We start from the raw sequence: 19073 nt of genomic DNA on the forward strand, positions 1-19073 counted from the left end.
CGCGCTCTACCCTGGATTCATGGGTGACCCGGGTGAGCCTCCGGAGGGTGTGCCCGAGGGCGGTTCCGGAAGCGATGACGAATACCGATCCGTCGTCTTCGACGAGTCGTTCGTCCGGGCTGCCCGGATCACCGAGCTGTCCGCCATGGAGCGCCTGGGCGGCGCCCCGCGCGGGATCCGGCACAAGACGGGATTCGGGCGGCTCGGTTCGCTGCCCCGGCAGGCGCTGATCCTGCTGCTGCTCATCGTGGTGGCCTTCGGAGCGGCCGTGTACTTCGGGCTCACCGCCCCGCACCGCGACACCGCCGGCGCCGGCGGCAGCCAGCTCACCAATCAGCTGACCGCGCTCACCCCGGCCTCCGGCGGCGTGCCGACCGTCGACCCGAGCAGCCCGTTCGCCAACCTCGCGGCCGCGGCGGGCTACGCGGACGGCAGCGCGGGCTTCGGCCTGCCTGCCGCCCGCACCAGCACGGCGGACTTCACCCAGGCCCAGGTGGGCACCGCGGTGGACACCGTGCGCCGCTACCTGGTGGCCTCCGAGCTCTCCCCGGCGGTGCTGGCCCAGGGCGCGACGGCGCCGGTGCGGGCCCTGGTGGCGCCGGGTGAGCAGAGCCAGTTCGACCAGAGCACCGCGAACCCCGGCGACGACCAGCACCACACGCTGACCGGTTGGATGGTCCGGTTCGACCCGATGAAGGTGTCGCTGGCCAGCGACACGGTCAAGGTGGCCGGTACCGTGACGGTGCGTGAGCTGGACGCCTCGACCCTGGAGCTGACCGCCGACCACACCCTGGTCTACGCGCTCCGCCCGGCCGGGGTGACGGTGAACGGCCCGGTGACCCTCTACTCGATCCGCCGCGAGGTCCGCTTCGACCTGGCCCGCACCGATCTGGTGAACGGCCAGCTGCGGGTGGTCGACACGGTCCAGCAGGCCGGCCCGAGTGCCTGCGACGCCGCGCAGTTCGAGTACTTCCAGCCGCTGGCCGCCGGCGGCACCGGCCCGCTCACCGCCCACCCCGGCACGATCGATCCGGGCGACCGCTCGCATCCCGCCTGGCAGAGCTGCGCGGTCATGGGCGGCCCGCTGGGTTGATGCCGGAACCACCCGAATACCGGCTCGCCGTGCGGCCGGGGTGATTCGTCAACGATCTTCGGGCGCGAAGAACGCCGGTTCCGCCGCCTGAAGGAATTGATCCGCAAGGGGCGGAACCGGCATCGGCGCGGCTAGGACTCGTCGGACTTCTGGCCGTTGCCCTTGGCGCCGGTGAAGGTGTCCTTCAGCTTGCTGCCCACCGAGCCCGCGCCGTCGGCGAAGTCGCGGATCAGGGTGAAGAGCGGGTCCTTGCTGTCCTTGAGGGACTTGCCGTAGGAGTCGGCCGCGGCCTTCCACTGGTCGCTGACCTTGGCCTGCGGGTCGTCGGTGCGGCGCGGGTAGGCGCCGGCGAGTATCGAGCGGTACTCGTCGCTGTCCGACCACTGCTTCAGCTTGGCCACCCGGACCACCGCGAACGGGTGGGACTGCGGCAGCACCTGGAGCAGCTTCAGCACGCCGTCGCGCAGGTCGCCGGCCTTCTCGTACTCCTCGGCCTGCTCCAGGAAGGCGTCCACGTTCATCTCGCCCAGGTTGTGGCCGCCGGCCAGCTTCATCAGCCCGCGCATCGAGGCCTGCGGGTCCTGGCCGGCTAGCAAACCGGCCCGGTCGCAAGAGAGTTCGGCCTTGCGGAACCACTCCTTGAGGGCCGTCACCAGGGCCATGATCGCCAGGTTGCCGAGCGGGACCCAGCCGACCCGGGTGGCCAGGTTGGTGAGGATCAGCAGCATGGTCCGGTAGACCGCGTGGCCGGACATCGCGTGCCCGACCTCGTGGCCGATCACGGCCCGCAGCTCCTCCTCGTCCAGCAGCTCCACCAGGCCGGTGGTCACCACGATCACCGGGGCGTCCATCCCGATGCACATCGCGTTGACCTTGGGGTCCTGGGTCACGTAGAGCTCGGGGACCTGCTCCAGGTCCAGCACGTAGGCCGCGTCCCGGACCATGTTGTACAGCTCGGGGTACTGCCGCTCGGAGGTCTTCACCGCGGTGGCCAGGAACATCAGCCGCACGCTGCGCTCGGAGACCAGGCCGGCCAGCTTCTTCAGCACATCGTCGAACCCGGTCAGCTTGCGCAGCGCGACCAGTGCGGACCGGTCGGCGGGGTGTTCCCAGGCGCGGGTGGAGATGCCGGCGAACCGCTGGCGGCGGCGCCCCGGCACGTTGTCGGCCGGGCCCGCGGTTCGGGTGGAATCGGTCATGACTGCTGTGTCCCTCTCGACTCGACTGTGACAACTCTCAACGTCCGACCGTCCGCACTCGTCCCCCATGGGGGTGGTGCGGGCCGCTGGGCGTAAGGCGGCCTAAGCTGGCTTACGAGTCACCATCGTCTCCAAGGAGCCCGCCGATGTCCCCCGCAGCCCTGGCCCACCTGGCCGCGCCGATCTCCAGCGGCCCCGGTCCGGGCCTCTTCCTGCGCCTGATCGTGATCGGCTCGATCGTCGGCGTGCTGGCGCTGGTCTGGATCCTGGCCCGAGCCAACAGCAACAACTGACAGCTCACCTGTAGTCAGACGCGGGGAGGCGCCGCGCGGTTGCGCGAGCACGCCCCGTACGATGAGCGCGCGGGCCGCCCCGGTTGCCGGGACCCGCGTCCTGGCCCCCACCGAGTCGAGAAGGCCCTGCCGATCATGACCTCCAGCGCCCTGCCCGCCCTGACAGCCCTGGCCGAGGGCAGCAACCACAGCACCCTGAACCCGCTGCTGACCGGTGGCAGCGCGCTGTTCATCCTGCTGCTGCTGCTCTTCATCACCACCCGGTTCAACCGGGACCGCTGAGCCGCCGGCCCGCTCGGGAGCACTCCGGCACTCGGGGTGTCCCCGAGCGGTCAGGTGTTCGTTCCACACGTCGCGTAAGGTGTGGCGGCATGACGGGAGAGAGCACGCCGATGCGGCGCAGGCGGCTCGGGGTGATGGGCGGCACTTTCGACCCGATCCACCACGGCCACCTGGTCGCGGCCAGCGAGGTCGCCAGCGCCTTCCACCTGGACGAGGTGATCTTCGTCCCGACCGGGCAGCCCTGGCAGAAGACCGGGCGGCGGTCGGTGTCCGCCGCCGAGGACCGCTACCTGATGACGGTGATCGCCACCGCCGAGAACCCGCAGTTCTCGGTCAGCCGGATCGACATCGACCGCAGTGGCCCCACCTACACCGTCGACACGCTCCGCGAGCTCAGAGAGCTGAACCCGGACGCCGACCTGTTCTTCATCACCGGCGCGGACGCGCTCGCCCAGATCATCTCCTGGCAGGACGCCGAGGAACTCTTCGCGCTGGCCCACTTCATCGGCTGCACCCGCCCGGGCCACACACTCACCGACCCGGGTCTGCCGGTCGGCGGTGTCTCGCTGGTCGAGGTGCCGGCTCTGGCGATCTCCTCCACCGACTGCCGGATGCGGGTGGCCAAGGGCCAGCCGATCTGGTATCTCGTCCCGGACGGGGTGGTGCGCTACATCGACAAGCGCGCGCTCTACCTGGACGCCGGCTGAGCCGGCCGACCGGCTGATCAGGACACCACGGAAGAGCTTGAGGTACGGCGTGACCGGAACGGCAGACCGCACTGGGCCCGAGAACGGCGACTGGAACACGGGGGCTTACCCGCACGGCTACCAGGAGCAGCAGCCCTACGGGCAGCAGTACGAGCAGCCGTACCAGGGTTACCAGGAGCAACTGCCGTACCAGGAACAGCAGTACGCCCAGTACGAGCAGCAGCCCTACCAGGGTTACCAGGAGCAGCAGCCGTACCAGCAGCAGCCGTACGGCTACCAGGAGCAGCAGCCGTACGGGCAGCAGTACGCGCAGCAGCCGTACCAGGGCTACCAGGAGCAGCAGCCCTACCAGCCGCACTACGGGCAGCCCTACCAGCAGCAGCCCTACTACCCGGCCGAGCCCGCCGTCCCGCAGGCGCCCGTGGCCGCAGCGCCCGTCGTCCCGCAGCCGGCGCCGGTCGCCCCGCAGCCGGCGCCCGTCGCCCGTCCCGCGCCCCCGGTGCCGCCGCGCCCGCGCACCGCGCCCGACGAGCCGGCCGGCGCGGTCGGCGAGCCCTCCGAGCAGGTCGGCGGCCGGCGCGCCGTGCCCAAGCCGCGCAGCGACCAGGACCCTTATCCGACCGACGAGTTCACCTTCGTCGACGAGGAGTCGGAGCAGTCCGAGGACGTCATCGACTGGCTGAAGTTCGCCGAGTCGCGCACCGAGCGCCGTGACGAGCGCCGCCGCCGGCTGCGCACCCGGCTGATCGCCGGCGCGGTGGCGCTGCTGCTGGCGGGCGGCGGCACGGTCGGCTACCTCTGGGCCACCGGTGCCCTCGGCGGCACCACCTCGGCGGCCGCGGCCACCGGCGGGCGCAATGTGGTCGTGGTCCACATGCGCGACCTCAACGGCAAGGTGAGCAGCGCGCTGCTGGTCAACGACACCGGCGGCCACAAGGCCTCGGTGTTCCTGCTGCCGGGCACCCTGCAGCTCCCGGCGGCCGGCGACTCCGGCATGACGCAGCTGAGCGGCGCGATGGACTCGATGGGCCCGGCCGCCACCCGGGACGCGCTGGGCACCATGCTCGGCGCCCCGGTGGCCGGCACCTGGCGGTTGGACACCCCCTACCTGCGGCTGCTGGTCTCCCAGATCGGCGGGATCAAGGTCGACACCGACAGCCAGATCACCGGTCCGGACGGCAAGGTGCTGGTGGAGAAGGGCAGCGGGCGGACGCTGATCGGCGACGCGGCCGTCGCCTACGCCACCTACCAGGCGCCGGGCGAGAGCCCGGACGCCCAGCTGCACCGGTTCGGCCAGGTGATGGCCGCGCTGATCACCGCCATGCCCACCACCCTCTCCGACGCCACCGACGACGTGCACCGGATGGGCGCGGTGCTGGACCCCTCGCTGCCCGAGCAGGCGCTGGCCGGCCTGCTGGCGCAGCTCAGCGGGCAGGCCGGGGCCGGGCACCTGCAGACCAGCGAGCTGCCGGTCGCCGCCGACGGCACGGTGGACCAGGCCAAGGCCGCCCCGGTGGTCAAGGACGTGCTCGGCGGCACCCTGCACAGCGCGGCGGCCACCGGCGGCCCGGCCCGGGTCAGTGTGGTCGACGCCACCGGCAGCAGCAGCGACACCACGGCCCAGGCTGCCCAGGCCCAGGTGATCAACTCCGGCCTGACCTTCGTGCCGGGCGGCGGCAAGGCCGCGGCGCAGCCGACCACCGTGATCCGCTACACCGACGACTCCCGGGCCCAGGCCGCCAAGTCGCTGGCCACCAGCCTGGGCCTGCCGGACGGTGCGGCGCAGAAGAGCACCGATGCGCAGACCGCCGACCTGGTGGTGGTGCTGGGCAAGGACTACCAGGCTCCCAAGGGGCAGTAAGGGGCGATAAGCGGCGGTGGGGCGACGCGGCGGCGTGAGATCCTGGAGGCGAAACCCCTCTCCGAGCCTGACGGCCGGGAGGCGCCCCCAGCCGCAGAGCCGAAAGAGCATCGTGACCGCAACCGAATACTCGCAGGAACTCATCACCGTCGCCGCCCAGGCGGCGGCCGACAAGCTGGCGCACAACGTCGTCGCCTTCGACGTCAGCGATGTGCTGTCGATCACCGACGCCTTCCTGATCGCCTCGGCGGCCAACGACCGCCAGGTGAAGTCGATCGCGGAGGAGATCGAGGACCAGCTGCGCGAGAAGCTGGACGTCAAGCCGGTGCGCCGGGAGGGCGAGCGCGAGGGTCGCTGGATCCTGCTCGACTACCTGGACATCGTGGTGCACATCCAGCACTCCGAGGAGCGCTCCTTCTACTCGCTGGACCGGCTCTGGAAGGACTGCCCGGAGCTGCCGCTGCCCGAGGACGCGATGGCCACCCGCAACCGTCCCGAGGACGCCGTCGTGGACGACGCAGGCAATGCCGTCGGCTATCTGCAGGACCTCAGCTGAACGGCCGCGCGGGGGGACCGCGGATCGTCTTCTGGCGGCACGGCCAGACCTCCTGGAACCTGGAATCCCGGTTCCAGGGCACCACGGACATCCCGCTGACCGCCGCCGGCCTGGAGCAGGCCCGGCGGGCCGCCCGGCTGCTCGCGGGGCTGAAGCCCGACCTGCTGATCTCGTCGGACCTGGAACGGGCCGCCGACACCGCCGCCCAGCTGGCCCGGCTGACCGGCCTGGACGTGCAGCACCACGCCGGCCTGCGGGAGACCTACGCGGGCAGCTGGCAGGGCCTGACCCACGCCGAGATCCGCGAGCGCCACCCCGAGGACTACGCGGCCTTCGGGCGCGGTGAGCCGGTCCGGCGCGGCGGCGGCGAGTTGGCCGGCGAGGTGGCCGACCGCGCCGTCCCGGTGGTGCTGGAGGCCGTCGAGAAGCTCCCCGAGGACGGCACCCTGGTGGTGGTCAGCCACGGCGGCACCATCCGCACCGTGCTCGGCCGGATGCTCGGCCTGGCCCCCGAGGTGTGGGAGTGCCTCGGCGGGCTCTCCAACTGCTGCTGGTCGGTGCTCGGCCCGCGGCGGTCCCACGGTTGGCGGCTGCTGGAGCACAACGCGGGCACCCTGCCCGAGCCGGTGATCGGCGACGAGTCCTGAGTTCGCGGGGCCCCGGTTGCCCGGATTTCGTCATTCGGGGCCTGACCAGCTAGAGTCTTCCTCGTTCGCAGGAAAGAACGCGGCCCGCCAGGGCGGCGGATTCCTCGGCCGCGGGGCTATAGCTCAGTTGGTAGAGCGCTTGCATGGCATGCAAGAGGTCTGGGGTTCAATTCCCCATAGCTCCACTCCGCACCAGCGGTTCTCTCGGAGCCGCGCGGTCTGCGGGGCTATAGCTCAGTTGGTAGAGCGCTTGCATGGCATGCAAGAGGTCTGGGGTTCAATTCCCCATAGCTCCACCGAAGGTCGAAGGGCCGCCTCCCAATCGGGGGGCGGCCCTTCGGCGTTACCGGTGCGTGTGGTCGACGACCGGGGCCTGGGGGTTCGCGGTGATCCACTCCAGCCGCTCCCGGTCCTGCTGGGCCGTCGGCGTGTAGACCACCATGTAGAGCTCGGGCCAGCCGGACATGGTCAGGTAGGACGCCTGGCACTGGATCGCGCCCACCGCGGCGTGCCGGAACACCTTGCGGACCGTCACCGACGGCGCCACCAGCTGGCTCTCCCAGAGCTCCCGGAACCGGTCGCTGACCGCGCACAGCGCCCGCACGTACTCCTCCCAGGCCGGCTCGCCGACGTGCGAGGCGTAGGAGGCGCGCAGCACCCCGACCATCCGCGGCAGCTCCTCCTCGCGGTTGACGAACGGGTTGCAGCAGTCCGGCACGGTCACGGCGCACCAGAGCGAGTTGCGCCGGCCGTTGGGGGCGGTGGCGCGGGTGGCACCGGGGAAGAGCGCGTCATAGGCCGCGTTGAAGCCCAGCACGTCGTAGCGGCGGTTGCAGATGGCGGCGGGCAGCGGGGCCAGGCCGTCCAGGATCACCTGCATCACCGGGTCCACGGTGGGGCAGAGCAGGTCGCCCGCTTCGACGGCGGGCAGGCCGGCCAGCCGGAACAGATGGGCCCGCTCGACCTCGTCCAGCAGCAGCGCCCGGGCCACCGCCGCCATCACCTGGTCGCTGGCGTTGATCGGGCGGCCCTGCTCCAGCCAGGTGTACCAGGTGACCCCGACCCCGGCGAGCTGCGCCACCTCCTCGCGGCGCAGCCCCGGGGTGCGCCGGCGCAGGCCGGGCGGCAGGCCCACGTCCTGCGGGGTGACCCGGGCCCGGCAGGCTTTGAGGAAGGCGGCCAGCTCGGTGCGGCGGGTGGGCTCCGGGCCCTTGGCGGGTGCGGTGGCGCGGGACTCCAGCAGGGTCATGCGACCATCCTGACGCACGGCCGCCACGGCTGACAGGTAGTGCCGGTACCAGGATCAGCAGGCTCTAACCACCAGTATCGAAGTCACGGCAGATTGACTGCCATGACGGACCTTCAGATTCGCCGGCCGCACTCGGTGGCCGACTCCAGCGCGGCGGCGCGGCCCGCTCGCACCGGCCGCTCCGGCCTGGTGCTCGGGGTGATCCTGACCGGCCAGTTCATGGCCATCCTGGACGTCGCCGTGGTCAATGTCGCGGCGCCGACCATCCGCACCGACCTGCACGCCGACGGCGCCGGCCTGCAGCTGGTGATCGCCGGCTACACCATCGCCTACGCGGTGCTGCTGATCACAGGGGCCCGGTTGGGCGCCCGGTTCGGCCACCGCCCGCTCTTCCAGTTCGGCCTGGCCGCCTTCACCGCCGCCTCGCTGGCCTGCGGCCTGGCTCCGACCACCGGCAGCCTGATCGGCTTCCGGCTGCTGCAGGGGGTCGCCTCGGCGCTGATGGTGCCGCAGGTGATGAGCCTGATCCAGAAGACCTTCACCGGCGCCTCCCGGGCCAAGGCGCTGGGCACCTACACGGCGGTGCTGGCCGGCGGCAGCGTGGCCGGGCAGGTGCTCGGCGGGGTGCTGGTCAGCGCCGACCTGTTCGGCAGCGGATGGCGTCCGGTCTTCCTGATCAACGTGCCGATCGGGGTGCTGCTGCTGGCGGCGGGGCACCGGGTGCTGCCGCACCTGCCGGTGGACCGGGAACGCCGCTTCGACCTGGTCGGGCTGCTGGTGCTGGCGCTGGCGATCGGCCTGCTGGTGGTGCCGCTGGTGCTCGGGCACGACCTGCACTGGCCGGTCTGGGGCTGGGTGATGCTGGCCGGCTCGGTGCTGGCCTTCGCGGTCTTCGTGGTGGTGGAGCGGCGGATCGCCGAGCGCGGCGGGCAGCCGCTGATCCACGTCCGGGTGCTGCGCTCCCCGGGCCTGCTGCCGGGGGCGGTCGCGCTCTTCCTGGTGATGCTGGCCTTCTCCGGCTTCCTGTTCGCCTTCGCGCTGCACCTGCAGGCGGGGCTGGGCGAATCGCCGCTCTGGGCCGGCCTGAGCTTCGCGCCGATGGCGGTCGGCTTCGGGCTCTCCGGCCTGCACTGGCAGCGGCTGCCGAAGCGGCTGCACCTGCCGCTGCCGATGGTCGCGCTGGCGGTGGCCGGCGCCGGCTACCTGGTGCTCGGCCAGCTGATGCGCGGCGGTGAGCGGCTGAGCGTGGGCACCGAGGCGCTGCTGCTGGTGATCGGGGCGGCCTCCGGCTCCGCCTACAGCCCGCTGTTCGCCCGGGCGCTGAGCCGGGTCGCCCCGGCCGACGCGGCGGACGCCAGCGGGGTGACGGTGACCATGGTGCAGCTCGGCCAGGTGGTCGGGGTCTCGCTGCTCGGCACCGTGTTCCTCAGCTCGGTGAGCTATCCGGCGGGCCCGGCCGCCTCCGGCCACGCGGTCGAGGTGACCTCGTTCTGCCTGCTGGCCGCCGCCTTGCTGGCCGCCGTCTTCGCGTTCCGCACCCGGCACGCGGCGCGGCTCACCTGATCGCCCGAGGTCCGCAGGGCCCGGTGCCGCCGGATCGAAGGGCGGCACCGGGAACGGATTCGTGAACCACCTCCAGGACCGTGTAAAGTAAGACGTGTCGCCGAGGGAAACCACAAGGCGGCAAAAAAATGCACTCGGTGCGATGCGGGGCTATAGCTCAGTTGGTAGAGCGCTTGCATGGCATGCAAGAGGTCTGGGGTTCAATTCCCCATAGCTCCACCGGAAGTGCTCGGGCCGCCTCCCAACAGGGAGGCGGCCCGGCTGCGTTGGCGCCCCGTCAGGCCGGCTGCGACTGCGGCCGCTCGGCCAGCCGGGGCAGCAGTGCCGCCGCCAGCGTGATCGCGCCCAGCTCCAGGAAGGCCGCCGAGTAGGAGTGGTGGGCCGCCACCTGGGAGATCGTCAGCGGCCCGAGCAGCCCGGCCATGCCCCAGCCGATTAGCATCAGCCCGTAGACCGCCCCGGCGTGGGCCGCCCCGAAGAACTCCGACACCACCGCCGGCATGGTGGCGAAACCGCCGCCGAAGCAGAGGCAGACCAGCGCCGCCAGCGGCAGGAAGAGCCCGGCCGAGCTGGTCTGGGAGAGCGCCACCAGGCCGAGGCCCTGCACCAGCAGCATCACCACGAAGGCCCGCAGCAGCCCGGTGCGGCCGGACAGCCAGCCCCAGAGCGGACGGCCCACCGTGTTGAACACCCCGAGCACCCCGGTGAGCACGGCGGCCAGGGCCGGGCTCAGCCCGGTGAGGCTGGTGGCGGCCGGGGCCACCACGGCGAGCATGCTGATCCCGGCCAGGGTGTTGTAGAAGAGCACCAGGGTCAGCAGGTACCACTGCCGGCTGCGCAGCGCCTGCCTCGGCCGGTGGCCGGCGCCGGTGGCGGGCTGCGCGGGGCGGACCGGCGGGTTGTCGAAGAAGGCGGCACCGGTCAGCGTGGTGGCCAGGAAGAGGGTGCCGAGCACCAGCAGCGCCCGGGCCGGGTCGACGCTGAAGTGCGCCACCAGCAGCCGGCAGAGCGGTGCGCTGAGCACCGAGCCGAGGCCGAAGCCCCCGGTGGCGGCGCCGGCGGCCAGTGCCCGGTGCCCGGGGAACCAGCGCTGCAGCATGGTGGTCGGCACGATGTAGCCCAGGCCCAGGCCGATTCCGCTGATCCCGCCGTAGCCGAGCAGCACCAGCCAGAAGTCCTGGCGCCCGTGCGCGCAGCCGGCCACCAGGTAGCCGCCCGCGTAGAGCAGCCCGGCCAGCAGCGCGATGACCCGCGGCGAGCGCCGGGACATCAGCAGGCCGCCGAGCACGGTGCCGAGGAAGACCACGGAGTGCGCGGCGGCGAACGGCAGCCCGGCCTGGTCGCGGCCGAGCGCGAAGGCGCTGTGCGGCGACTGCAGCCCGGCGGAGACGATGCTCCAGGAGTAGATCGCGCCGTAGGCCAGCTGGTTGAGCACCACCGCGGTGAGCAGCACGGCGCGGCGGTGGCCGATCCGCCGGGCCAGTCGGCGGCGCGGGGTTGGCAGCGGCCCGGTGCGGGGTAGGACGGGACGGGGGAGCAGAGCAGTTAGGGACACGGAGGTGACCGCTTTCGGACGGGGGATGGCTCCCTGTCTGACGTTCAGTGAACGCGCTGGTTACGCCGGCGGGCCGTTGCGCGTCAGACCGGGTGAAACCGCTGGTCCGTCCGGGGGTATCGGGAGCTTTTCGCGCCCTGATGCGTGATATGCGGTGTGACTTCGCGTCGAGCGGTCCCGGAACCGGCCGGCGCCAGCTACGGTCGGGCCATGGCCGATCTCGCGCGCATCCGCAACGAAGAGCTCGCCCGGATCCTGCACCAGCTCGCCTGGAGCCCGGAACGGTTGGCCCGCGAGGTCAATCTGGTGCTGGCCCCCGGGCTGGCGATCAGTCAGACCGCGCCGTACAAGTGGCGCGACCGCGGCATGGTGCCCAGGTCTCCGCACGACCAGGCGGTCTGCGAGGTGCTCAGCCGCGCGGTGGGCATCGCCGTCACCTATGAGCAGCTGTGGGGCCGGATGGGCAGCCACCGCGGTGCCAAGGCGCTGTCGGCCCGGCTGCTGACCGACCCGTGGACCGCCGACACCGCGCAGATCGCGCTGCACGAGGCCGGCCTCCAGGTGGCCCCGGTGCGGCTGACCGACCTGTTCCGCGGCGACGAACTGGCCCGCGCCGCCCAGCACTGGTCCGCCCCGCCGCCCCCGCTGACCGGTGGCAGCGGCGCGCTGCTGGTGACGGCGGACCAGCTGAACGACCTGCAGGCCAGCTGTGTCGGCAAGCGGCGGCTCGGGCGGGCCTGCGGCGGCGGTCTGGTGCTGGAGTCGGCCCGCGCCGAACTGGCCATGGTGGGCAAGCTGTTGGAGCTGGGCGGCTATGCCGAGGACGAGCCGCTGGGCCGGGCGCTCTACGGCGCGGCCGGGCGGCTGGCCCGGCTGGTCGGCTGGGCGGGTGCCGATCTGGGCCAGGAGGCGGCGGCCCAGCGCGCCTACGTGGCGGCGCTGCGGGCCGCGCACGTGGCGGGGGAGCCGCAGCTGGCGGTCAGCGTGGTGGGCAGCCTGGCGGTGCAGCTCACCTACTACGGCGCCGGCCGCGGCCTGGACCCGGCCCAGCTGCTGGGCTCGGCGCTGGCCGCCGCCGGGGCGACCCTGGCACCGCAGCAACGGGCGCGCCAGCTGGGCCGGTTGGCGCTGGCGCACGGTCGCAACGGTGATCGGGAGGCTGCCGAGGCGACCGCCGACCAGGCCTGGACGGTGCTGCCCCGGGACGCCGCCCGAGCCGAACTGGCCGGCCTGGTCGGCTGCGCCTACCTGTTCCTGGACGACCACAAGCGGGCCCGACCGCTGCTCACCGACGCGGTGGCCGGGCTGACCGCGGCCCGGGCCCGGGCGCTGCTGCTGGTCCGGCTGGCCGACTCCTACCGCCGCACCGGCGACACCGGGCGGGCCGCCGCCGCGGCCGACCAGGCGCGCGGGCTCGCCGCGGGGATGCAGTCGGGCCTGGTCGCCCGGGTGCTGCGGGAGTTCGACGGGCCGCGGACCGGGGGCGGAATGCAGGATTCCTGATCGTCATACCGTGTGCGAAACACGGTATGACGATCATGCAGGAGTGCGGAGGGTGGGCGTGGACTCCAAGTGGGTCAAGATCGCCGACCAGATACCCGGCCTGGACGTGCTGGCCGCGACGGTCGGCACCTACGCCCAGGCCAAGTACGACCACGACCGCGGCTGGGGCTGGACCCACGCCGTGGTCGCCGACGGCGGTGCCAACGTGGCGGGCATCGGCGTCGAGGTGCTGACCACCGAGACCAGGCCGTTCGCACCGGTGCTCGGCTACGCTGCCTCCTCGCTGGTCAACGAGTACACGCACAACGTGCACTGGTCGCAGAAACATCCACAACGACGGAGTGATCCTCGGCGTCGGCAAGAGCGTCTTCGTGGACGGTCCGGAGGACCGCTGGAAGAACGACATCAAGGGCATGGCCGACAAGGGCGTGCAGGCCGCCGAGCATCCGGTGACCACCGCCAAGAAGCTGTGGCACGGGATCTTCGGCTGACCGGCCGCCCCGGCGACAGCCACCCGCAGGAAAGCACGGAACGATGATCAGACACACCACTCCCAGCCTCACCCACCCGGAGCCGCTGCCGGTCGCTCCGTACGACAGCAGCGAGCCGTTCGGCTGGCGGGACCGCTGGGAGTGGCTGCTCTTCGAGCTGCGCGGGGGCGGGCAGCAGGTCCGCTACCGGGAGGCGGTGCGGGCCCGGGCCGTGCGGCTCCAGGCGGGCGACTTCGGGCTGGCGGCCGGTGGCAGGGGCTGGCGGAGCCGCGGGCCGAAGTACTGGTTCGGGCGGCTGTGCTGGATACCGTTCCAGTTCATCCCGTTCGGCGCGCTGGCCGTCTTCTTCGGTTTCGCGCTGGTCGCCCCGTTCGCCTTCCACTGGCCGGTGGCGGTCGGCGTGCTCAATGCGGTGCTCCAACTGGCCGCTGCCGCACCGCCGTTCGTGGTGATGTGGCGGCGGCTGGAGTGGGCCGAGGTGCGGATCGAGCGGTACCAGAGCAACGGCTCGTTCTCGCTGATGGCCTGGCTGGGCCCGCTGGTGGTGCCGCTGGCCGCGGCGATCGCCTTCGGCGCCCAGGCCGCGGTGTTCCTGTCGTTCTTCCGCCGGTACCTGCCGGCCGAGCGGGCCGCCCGCGACGCGCTGCGCGAGTACCGGGCGGCGGCCGCGCAATCCAAGAACAGCGCCGCGCGGCCGAAGAGCAGCAAGGCCGCGCAACCGAAGACCGGCGAGAAGGCGTCCGGAAAGGCGGGCCGTCGGCGTTAGGCTGCCCGGCACAACGAACGGAAGGCTCATCGCAGCTCATGAAGGTTCTGATCTCCGGCGGCGCCGGCTACATCGGCAGCACCGTCGCCTCCGCCTGCCTCGAGGCCGGGCACATCCCCGTGATCCTGGACAGCCTGGTCACCGGCCGGCGCGAGTTCACCGAGGGCCGGGAGTTCTACCAGGGCGACATCGCCGACGGCGCGCTGGTGGACCGGATCTTCGCCGAGCACCCGGAGATCGAGGCCGTGGTGCACTGCGCCGCGCTGATCGTGGTGCCGGACTCGGTGGCCGACCCGGTCGGCTACTACCGGGCCAACGTCGCCAAGGGCCTGGACTTCGTGGGCCACCTGCTGCGCAACGGCTGCGAGAAGATGATCTTCTCCTCCTCGGCCTCGATCTACCAGGCCAGCGAGGACTTCAGCGTCGACGAGCACGCCGGCCTCGACCCGCAGAGCCCGTACGCCCGCACCAAGGCGGTCTGCGAGGGCATGTTCGCCGACATCGCCGCGACCCAGCCGATCCGGATCCTGTCGCTGCGCTACTTCAACCCGATCGGCGCCGACCCCGAGCTGCGCACCGGCCTGCAGGTGCGTCACCCGAGCCATGCGCTCGGCAAGCTGATCGAGGCTCACGAGGCCGGCCGGCCGTTCATGATCACCGGCACCCACTGGCCGACCCGGGACGGCTCCGGCATCCGCGACTACATCCACGTGTGGGACCTGGCCGCCGCGCACGTGGCCGCGCTGGAGAACTTCGACCAGGCAGTGGAGGGCGGCCGGGCCTCGGCGATCAACATCGGCACCGGCACCGGCACCACGGTGCGCGAGCTGGTCGAGGCCTTCAACGGCGTGGTCGACGAGCCGGTCGCCGTGGTCGAGACCGAGACCCGCCCGGGCGACGTGGCCGGCGCCTACACCCGCAGCGACCGCGCCGAGCGGCTCCTCCACTGGGCGCCCAAGCACGGCATCGCCGACGGCATCCGGGACTCGCTGCGCTGGGCCGAGGTCCGGGACTCCCGGCTGAGCTGAGGCAGCCGCTGCGGGGCGTGGCGACCGGTCGCCACGCCCCGCAGCCTCCTGCGGTACCCTGAGCCCATGCGAACCGTGCGCCTGCTCCTTAGCCGGCCGCGCTGACCAGGACCGGCCACCCCGAGCGGGGGTAGCGCCGGAGTCAGCGTGGCGTCCCCTCCTGCGAGGGGCTTTTTTGTTTCCGGAGCTCTTCTTCGGGACCCAAGCCCCGCGTCCGGCCGCTCAGCTGACGATTCGCAATCTGACCCGATGGAGCTTGAAGGACCATGAGCGAGACGACCCCTGCCTCCGGCGCGGCCGAGGCCACCACCGAGCCGTTCCGGTACACGGCAGCCCTGGCCGCCGACATCGAGTCCCGCTGGCAGGACACCTGGGAGAAGGAGGGCACCTTCAACGCCCCCAACCCGGTCGGTCCTCTGGCTCCGCACACCGCCGCCGGCGACACGGTCACCGAGAAGCCGCACAGCTTCATCATGGACATGTTCCCCTACCCGTCCGGCGTCGGCCTGCACGTCGGCCACCCGCTGGGGTACATCGCCACCGACGTCTACGCCCGCTACCAGCGGATGACCGGCCACAACGTGCTGCACACCCTGGGCTACGACGCCTTCGGCCTGCCGGCCGAGCAGCACGCGGTGGCCACCGGCGTGCACCCCCGGGTCTCCACCGAGGCCGCCATCGCCAACATGCGCGGCCAGCTGCGCCGCCTGGGCCTGGGCCACGACTCCCGCCGGTCGATCTCCACCATCGACCCGGAGTACTACCGCTGGACCCAGTGGATCTTCCTGCAGATCTTCAACTCCTGGTACGACACCGAGGCCGACAAGGCCCGCCCGATCGCCGAGCTGGTCGCGCAGTTCGCCGCCGGCGAGCGGGCCGTCCCGGGCGGCCGCGCCTGGTCCGAGCTGTCCGCCGCCGAGCGCGAGGAGGTGCTGGGCGAGTACCGGCTGGCCTACAGCAAGGAGGTGCCGGTCAACTGGTGCCCCGGCCTGGGCACCGTGCTGTCCAACGAGGAGGTCACCGCCGACGGCCGCTCCGAGCGCGGCAACTTCCCGGTCTTCAAGTCCAAGCTGCGCCAGTGGATGATGCGGATCACCGCCTACGGCGACCGGCTGATCAGCGACCTGGACCTGCTGGACTGGCCCGAGGCGATCAAGCTGCAGCAGCGCAACTGGATCGGCCGCTCCGAGGGCGCCCGCGTCGCCTTCCCGGTCGATGTGAGCAGCAAGGTCGGCTCGGACGACACCATCACCGTCTTCACCACCCGCCCGGACACCCTGTTCGGCGCCACCTACATGGTGCTGGCCCCCGAGCACGAGCTGGTCGACGCCATCGTCCCGGCCGCCTGGCCGAGCGAGACCCTGAACGACTGGAAGGGCGAGGCACACACCCCCGCCGAGGCCGTCGCCGCCTACCGCGCCGCCGCTGCCGCCAAGTCGGACGTCGAGCGCCAGATGGACGCCAAGGTCAAGACCGGCGTCTTCACCGGCGCCTACGCGACCAACCCGGTCACCGGCAAGCCGGTCCCGGTCTTCATCGCCGACTACGTGCTGATGGGCTACGGCACCGGCGCGATCATGGCCGTGCCGGCGCACGACCACCGCGACTTCGCCTTCGCCCGGGCCTTCAACCTGCCGATGCAGTGCGTGGTCGAGCCCACCGACGGCCGCGGCACCGACCCGCACGAGTGGGACGACGCCTTCGACACCTACGACTCGGTGCTGGTCAACTCGGTGGGCGAGGGGATCTCACTGGACGGCCTGACCGTCCCCGACGCCAAGCGCGCCGTCACCGAGTGGCTGACCGGCCGCGGCATCGGCGAAGGCACCGTCAACTACCGCCTGCGCGACTGGCTGTTCAGCCGCCAGCGGTACTGGGGCGAGCCGTTCCCGATCGTCTACGACGAGGACGGCGTGATGCACGCGCTGCCCGAGTCGATGCTGCCGGTCGAGGTCCCCGAGGTGGACGACTACTCGCCGATCACCTTCGACGCGCACGACGCCGCCAGCAGCCCGCGCACCCCGCTGTCCCGCAACGAGGACTGGGTCAACGTCGAGCTGGACCTGGGCGACGGCGTCAAGGCGTACCGCCGCGAGACCAACACCATGCCCAACTGGGCCGGTTCCTGCTGGTACGAGCTGCGCTACGTCGACCCGGACAACCGCGCCGAGCTGGTCGACCCGGCCAACGAGGCCTACTGGCTGGGCCCCAACGCCGAGAAGAAGGCCGGCGGCGTCGACCTGTACGTCGGCGGCCAGGAGCACGCGGTGCTGCACCTGCTGTACGCCCGCTTCTGGCACAAGGTGCTGCACGACCTGGGCCACGTCTCCTCGGTCGAGCCGTTCCACCGGCTGTTCAACCAGGGCATGATCACCGCCTACGTCTACCGCGACGAGCGCGGCTTCCCGGTCCCGGCCGCCGAGGTCGAGGAGGTCGACGGCGGCTACGTCTGGCAGGGGCAGCCGGTCACCCGCGAGGCGGGCAAGATGGGCAAGTCGCTGAAGAACGCGGTCTCGCCCGACAGCATCTGCGAGGAGTACGGCGCGGACACCCTGCGCCTGTACGAGATGTCGATGGGTCCGCTGGATGTCTCCCGTCCCTGGGAGCCGCGCGCCGTGGTCGGCTCGTTCCGCTTCCTGCAGCGGCTGTGGCGCAACATCGTCTCGGAGGAGACCGGCGAGGTCGTCGTCACCGACGAGCCGGCCGACGAGCCGACCCTGCGGGCGCTGCACAAGGCGATCGACGGGATCCGCGGCGACCTGGCCGGGCTGCGCTTCAACACCGCGGTGGCCAAGGCGATCGAGCTGAACAACCACCTGGTCAAGCGCGGCAGCACGCCCCGCGAGGTGGCCGAGCCGCTGGTGCTGATGGTCGCGCCGCTGGCTCCGCACGTCGCCGAGGAGCTGTGGCGCAAGCTGGGCCACACCGACTCGCTGACCTACGCCGACTTCCCGGTCGCCGACCCGGCGCTGGTCGTTGACGAGGCCGTCACCTGCGTCGTCCAGATCAAGGGCAAGGTCAAGGCCCGCCTGGAGGTGCCGCCGACCATCAGCGACGCGGAGCTGGAGCAGCTGGCGCTGGCCGACCCGGCGGTGGTCGCGGCGATCGGCGACGCTCCGGTGCGCAAGGTGATCGTGCGGGCGCCGAAGCTGGTGAACATCGTCACCGGCTGACGGGCCGGGTTGGTTCGGGCGGTGGCCCGGTCGCGGTGGCGGCCGGGCTGCCGGCGTTTCGGGGGGATGCGCTGGGGCGCTGGGGGGTGCTCTCCGGGTGCGTTCTCGGGGCTGCTTCTCGGGGTATCCCTGAGCGGTCCCTGATCCGTCCCGTGAATGCCCCTGGGGCGCTCCTCTGCCGGGTGGCAAACGGGCTACGGTGTGGGGGAAGCCCGGGGACTCCCACGGGCGGAACTCGGTGAGGGCGGGAAGGCGGCTGTCTGATGTTCCACGGGATCGGGATCCTGATCGGGGTGGTGGCGCTCATCGCGCTGGCACTGACCGTCCTGGTGGTGGTCGGCGTCGTCAAGGCGGCCAAGGCCGTGGCCCGCAAGGTCGACCAGACCGAGGCGCAGGCCCGGCGGGCCGTGGAGAACGTCACGCTGAAGGCCAAGACCTTTGCGAAGCCCGGGGCGCACGGCGAGGTCGCGGCCGTGCGGCTGGCACTGCGCACCTCGCTGAGCCGCACCCGAGAGGTGCTGGAGGGCGGCCTGGCCGGCGACGGCCAGCTCACCGAGGCACTCGGCCTGCTGGCCCGGCTGGACGGCCACGGCGCCGAGCTGGACGCCGAGCTACGGCTGCTGGAGCGCGAGCCGGACGCCTCACGGGTGGCGGCCAAGCTGTCGGAACTGCGGGTGCGGGCCGACCAGATCACGCAGTCCGCCGAGTCGCTGCGGTGGGCGGCGCAGGACCGGATGCACCGGTTCGCGGCCGACGACCTGGGGCGGCTGAGCGAGGAGATCGCGAGCGAGGCGGGGGCGCTGCGGCACTGGGAGACGGGGGCGGCGGGCTCTGGGGGTGCTGCAGGTGCGGCGGGGGCGGCTGCGGGGGGTGGCGCCGGGGCTGGTGGCGCTGCTGCGGCTGGTAGTGCGGGTAGTGCTGGTGGTGCTGGTGGTGCTGGTGGGGCGGGGGCGTCGGGCCGGCTGGGGTTGGGGAGCGGTAAGTGGCCTTCGGCGGAGGAGATGCTTGGGCTGGGGGAGCAGGTCATGAACGCCGCGCAGCGGCTGCGGAAGTCGGCACCCGGGTCCTCGGGGAACTGACGGCCGGGCGGGACGGCCGGGCGGAGGC

17 protein-coding genes and 3 tRNA genes are annotated in these 19073 nt (G+C 72.2%); 17 read left to right on the forward strand and 3 right to left on the reverse strand.

The features are described 5' to 3' along the window. Nucleotides 1–19: 19 nt before the first annotated feature. Entirely contained in the window at nt 20–1093 is a 1074-nt protein-coding gene (locus P3T35_RS03580; RefSeq protein ID WP_101380283.1) for a hypothetical protein, read from the forward strand. A 131-nt stretch (nt 1094–1224) separates the two neighbouring features. Here the strand turns inward: P3T35_RS03580 and P3T35_RS03585 are convergent, their stop codons facing one another. Further along, on the reverse strand, nt 1225–2292 hold the full coding sequence (locus tag P3T35_RS03585; RefSeq protein WP_101380282.1) for a M48 family metallopeptidase: 1068 nt from the start codon (nt 2290–2292) through the stop codon (nt 1225–1227). A 146-nt stretch (nt 2293–2438) separates the two neighbouring features. Here P3T35_RS03585 and P3T35_RS03590 point away from each other — a divergent pair, with 146 nt between their 5' ends. The 8 genes from P3T35_RS03590 to P3T35_RS03625 all read left to right on the forward strand — a co-directional run bounded on the left by P3T35_RS03590 (nt 2439) and on the right by P3T35_RS03625 (nt 6934). Further along, nucleotides 2439–2585, forward strand: coding sequence for a hypothetical protein (locus tag P3T35_RS03590; RefSeq protein ID WP_180356443.1), 147 nt, complete (start codon nt 2439–2441; stop codon nt 2583–2585). A gap of 135 nt (nt 2586–2720) precedes the next feature. Beyond that, complete coding sequence (locus P3T35_RS03595) at nt 2721–2867, forward strand: hypothetical protein (RefSeq protein ID WP_180356442.1); 147 nt, start codon at nt 2721–2723, stop codon at nt 2865–2867. Between the two features lie 89 nt (nt 2868–2956). Next, nucleotides 2957–3574 carry a nicotinate-nucleotide adenylyltransferase gene (gene nadD, locus P3T35_RS03600; RefSeq protein WP_101380281.1) on the forward strand — a complete coding sequence of 206 codons (618 nt, stop codon included), beginning with the start codon at nt 2957–2959 and terminating at the stop codon, nt 3572–3574. A 49-nt stretch (nt 3575–3623) separates the two neighbouring features. Continuing rightward, nucleotides 3624–5435 carry an LCP family protein gene (locus P3T35_RS03605; RefSeq protein WP_101380280.1) on the forward strand — a complete coding sequence of 604 codons (1812 nt, stop codon included), beginning with the start codon at nt 3624–3626 and terminating at the stop codon, nt 5433–5435. A 112-nt stretch (nt 5436–5547) separates the two neighbouring features. Then, the gene (rsfS, locus tag P3T35_RS03610; protein WP_101380279.1) at nt 5548–5991 is read left to right on the forward strand and encodes a ribosome silencing factor; all 444 of its coding nucleotides are present in this window, start codon (nt 5548–5550) and stop codon (nt 5989–5991) included. After that, the gene (locus P3T35_RS03615) at nt 5988–6638 is read left to right on the forward strand and encodes a histidine phosphatase family protein (RefSeq protein ID WP_101380278.1); all 651 of its coding nucleotides are present in this window, start codon (nt 5988–5990) and stop codon (nt 6636–6638) included. The genes rsfS and P3T35_RS03615 overlap by 4 nt, the downstream gene beginning before the upstream one ends. Nucleotides 6639–6750: 112 nt before the next feature. Then, nucleotides 6751–6823: transfer RNA gene (locus tag P3T35_RS03620), tRNA-Ala, on the forward strand. Nucleotides 6824–6861: 38 nt separating this feature from the next. Then, nucleotides 6862–6934, forward strand: a tRNA-Ala gene (locus P3T35_RS03625). 47 nt (nt 6935–6981) lie between these two features. Here the strand turns inward: P3T35_RS03625 and P3T35_RS03630 are convergent. Further along, a complete protein-coding gene (locus P3T35_RS03630; protein WP_101380277.1) occupies nt 6982–7887 on the reverse strand; it encodes a helix-turn-helix transcriptional regulator in 906 nt (301 codons plus the stop codon). Nucleotides 7888–7989: 102 nt separating this feature from the next. On the opposite strand from P3T35_RS03630, the gene P3T35_RS03635 reads away from it, so the two are divergent. Both P3T35_RS03635 and P3T35_RS03640 read left to right on the forward strand, forming a co-directional pair. Beyond that, nucleotides 7990–9450, forward strand: a complete 1461-nt coding sequence (locus tag P3T35_RS03635; RefSeq protein WP_101380276.1) for an MFS transporter — start codon at nt 7990–7992, stop codon at nt 9448–9450. 146 nt (nt 9451–9596) lie between these two features. Continuing rightward, nucleotides 9597–9669 (forward strand) — tRNA-Ala (locus P3T35_RS03640). Between the two features lie 58 nt (nt 9670–9727). Here P3T35_RS03640 and P3T35_RS03645 read toward each other — a convergent pair. After that, a complete protein-coding gene (locus tag P3T35_RS03645) occupies nt 9728–11005 on the reverse strand; it encodes an MFS transporter (protein ID WP_180356441.1) in 1278 nt (425 codons plus the stop codon). A 210-nt stretch (nt 11006–11215) separates the two neighbouring features. Here P3T35_RS03645 and P3T35_RS03650 point away from each other — a divergent pair, with 210 nt between their 5' ends. The 6 genes from P3T35_RS03650 (at nt 11216) to P3T35_RS03675 (ending at nt 19045) form a co-directional block, all read left to right on the forward strand. Continuing rightward, nucleotides 11216–12508, forward strand: a complete 1293-nt coding sequence (locus P3T35_RS03650) for a hypothetical protein (protein ID WP_101380274.1) — start codon at nt 11216–11218, stop codon at nt 12506–12508. 341 nt (nt 12509–12849) lie between these two features. Further along, on the forward strand, nt 12850–12999 hold the full coding sequence (locus tag P3T35_RS03655) for a hypothetical protein (RefSeq protein WP_180356440.1): 150 nt from the start codon (nt 12850–12852) through the stop codon (nt 12997–12999). A 43-nt stretch (nt 13000–13042) separates the two neighbouring features. Then, nucleotides 13043–13765 (forward strand): hypothetical protein, encoded by a 723-nt coding sequence (locus tag P3T35_RS03660; RefSeq protein ID WP_101380273.1) that lies wholly within the window; start codon nt 13043–13045, stop codon nt 13763–13765. A 38-nt stretch (nt 13766–13803) separates the two neighbouring features. Beyond that, a complete protein-coding gene (gene galE, locus P3T35_RS03665; protein WP_101380272.1) occupies nt 13804–14793 on the forward strand; it encodes a UDP-glucose 4-epimerase GalE in 990 nt (329 codons plus the stop codon). A gap of 266 nt (nt 14794–15059) precedes the next feature. Next, complete coding sequence (leuS, locus tag P3T35_RS03670) at nt 15060–17966, forward strand: leucine--tRNA ligase (RefSeq protein WP_101380271.1); 2907 nt, start codon at nt 15060–15062, stop codon at nt 17964–17966. Nucleotides 17967–18229: 263 nt separating this feature from the next. After that, nucleotides 18230–19045, forward strand: coding sequence for a hypothetical protein (locus P3T35_RS03675; protein ID WP_101380270.1), 816 nt, complete (start codon nt 18230–18232; stop codon nt 19043–19045). Nucleotides 19046–19073 lie beyond the last annotated feature (28 nt).

Source organism: Kitasatospora sp. GP30, assembly GCF_029892145.1.
GTDB classification, from domain to species: Bacteria; Actinomycetota; Actinomycetes; order Streptomycetales; family Streptomycetaceae; genus Kitasatospora; species Kitasatospora acidiphila.

What these genes read in the sequence shown, in the direction of transcription:
- P3T35_RS03580 (WP_101380283.1), top strand. Translation starts at nt 20, where the DNA reads ATGGGTGACCCGGGTGAGCCTCCGGAGGGTGTGCCCGAGGGCGGTTCC.
- P3T35_RS03585 (WP_101380282.1), bottom strand. Translation starts at nt 2,292, where the DNA reads ATGACCGATTCCACCCGAACCGCGGGCCCGGCCGACAACGTGCCGGGG.
- P3T35_RS03590 (WP_180356443.1), top strand. Translation starts at nt 2,439, where the DNA reads ATGTCCCCCGCAGCCCTGGCCCACCTGGCCGCGCCGATCTCCAGCGGC.
- P3T35_RS03595 (WP_180356442.1), top strand. Translation starts at nt 2,721, where the DNA reads ATGACCTCCAGCGCCCTGCCCGCCCTGACAGCCCTGGCCGAGGGCAGC.
- nadD (WP_101380281.1), top strand. Translation starts at nt 2,957, where the DNA reads ATGACGGGAGAGAGCACGCCGATGCGGCGCAGGCGGCTCGGGGTGATG.
- P3T35_RS03630 (WP_101380277.1), bottom strand. Translation starts at nt 7,887, where the DNA reads ATGACCCTGCTGGAGTCCCGCGCCACCGCACCCGCCAAGGGCCCGGAG.
- P3T35_RS03635 (WP_101380276.1), top strand. Translation starts at nt 7,990, where the DNA reads ATGACGGACCTTCAGATTCGCCGGCCGCACTCGGTGGCCGACTCCAGC.
- P3T35_RS03650 (WP_101380274.1), top strand. Translation starts at nt 11,216, where the DNA reads ATGGCCGATCTCGCGCGCATCCGCAACGAAGAGCTCGCCCGGATCCTG.
- P3T35_RS03660 (WP_101380273.1), top strand. Translation starts at nt 13,043, where the DNA reads ATGATCAGACACACCACTCCCAGCCTCACCCACCCGGAGCCGCTGCCG.
- galE (WP_101380272.1), top strand. Translation starts at nt 13,804, where the DNA reads ATGAAGGTTCTGATCTCCGGCGGCGCCGGCTACATCGGCAGCACCGTC.
- leuS (WP_101380271.1), top strand. Translation starts at nt 15,060, where the DNA reads ATGAGCGAGACGACCCCTGCCTCCGGCGCGGCCGAGGCCACCACCGAG.
- P3T35_RS03675 (WP_101380270.1), top strand. Translation starts at nt 18,230, where the DNA reads ATGTTCCACGGGATCGGGATCCTGATCGGGGTGGTGGCGCTCATCGCG.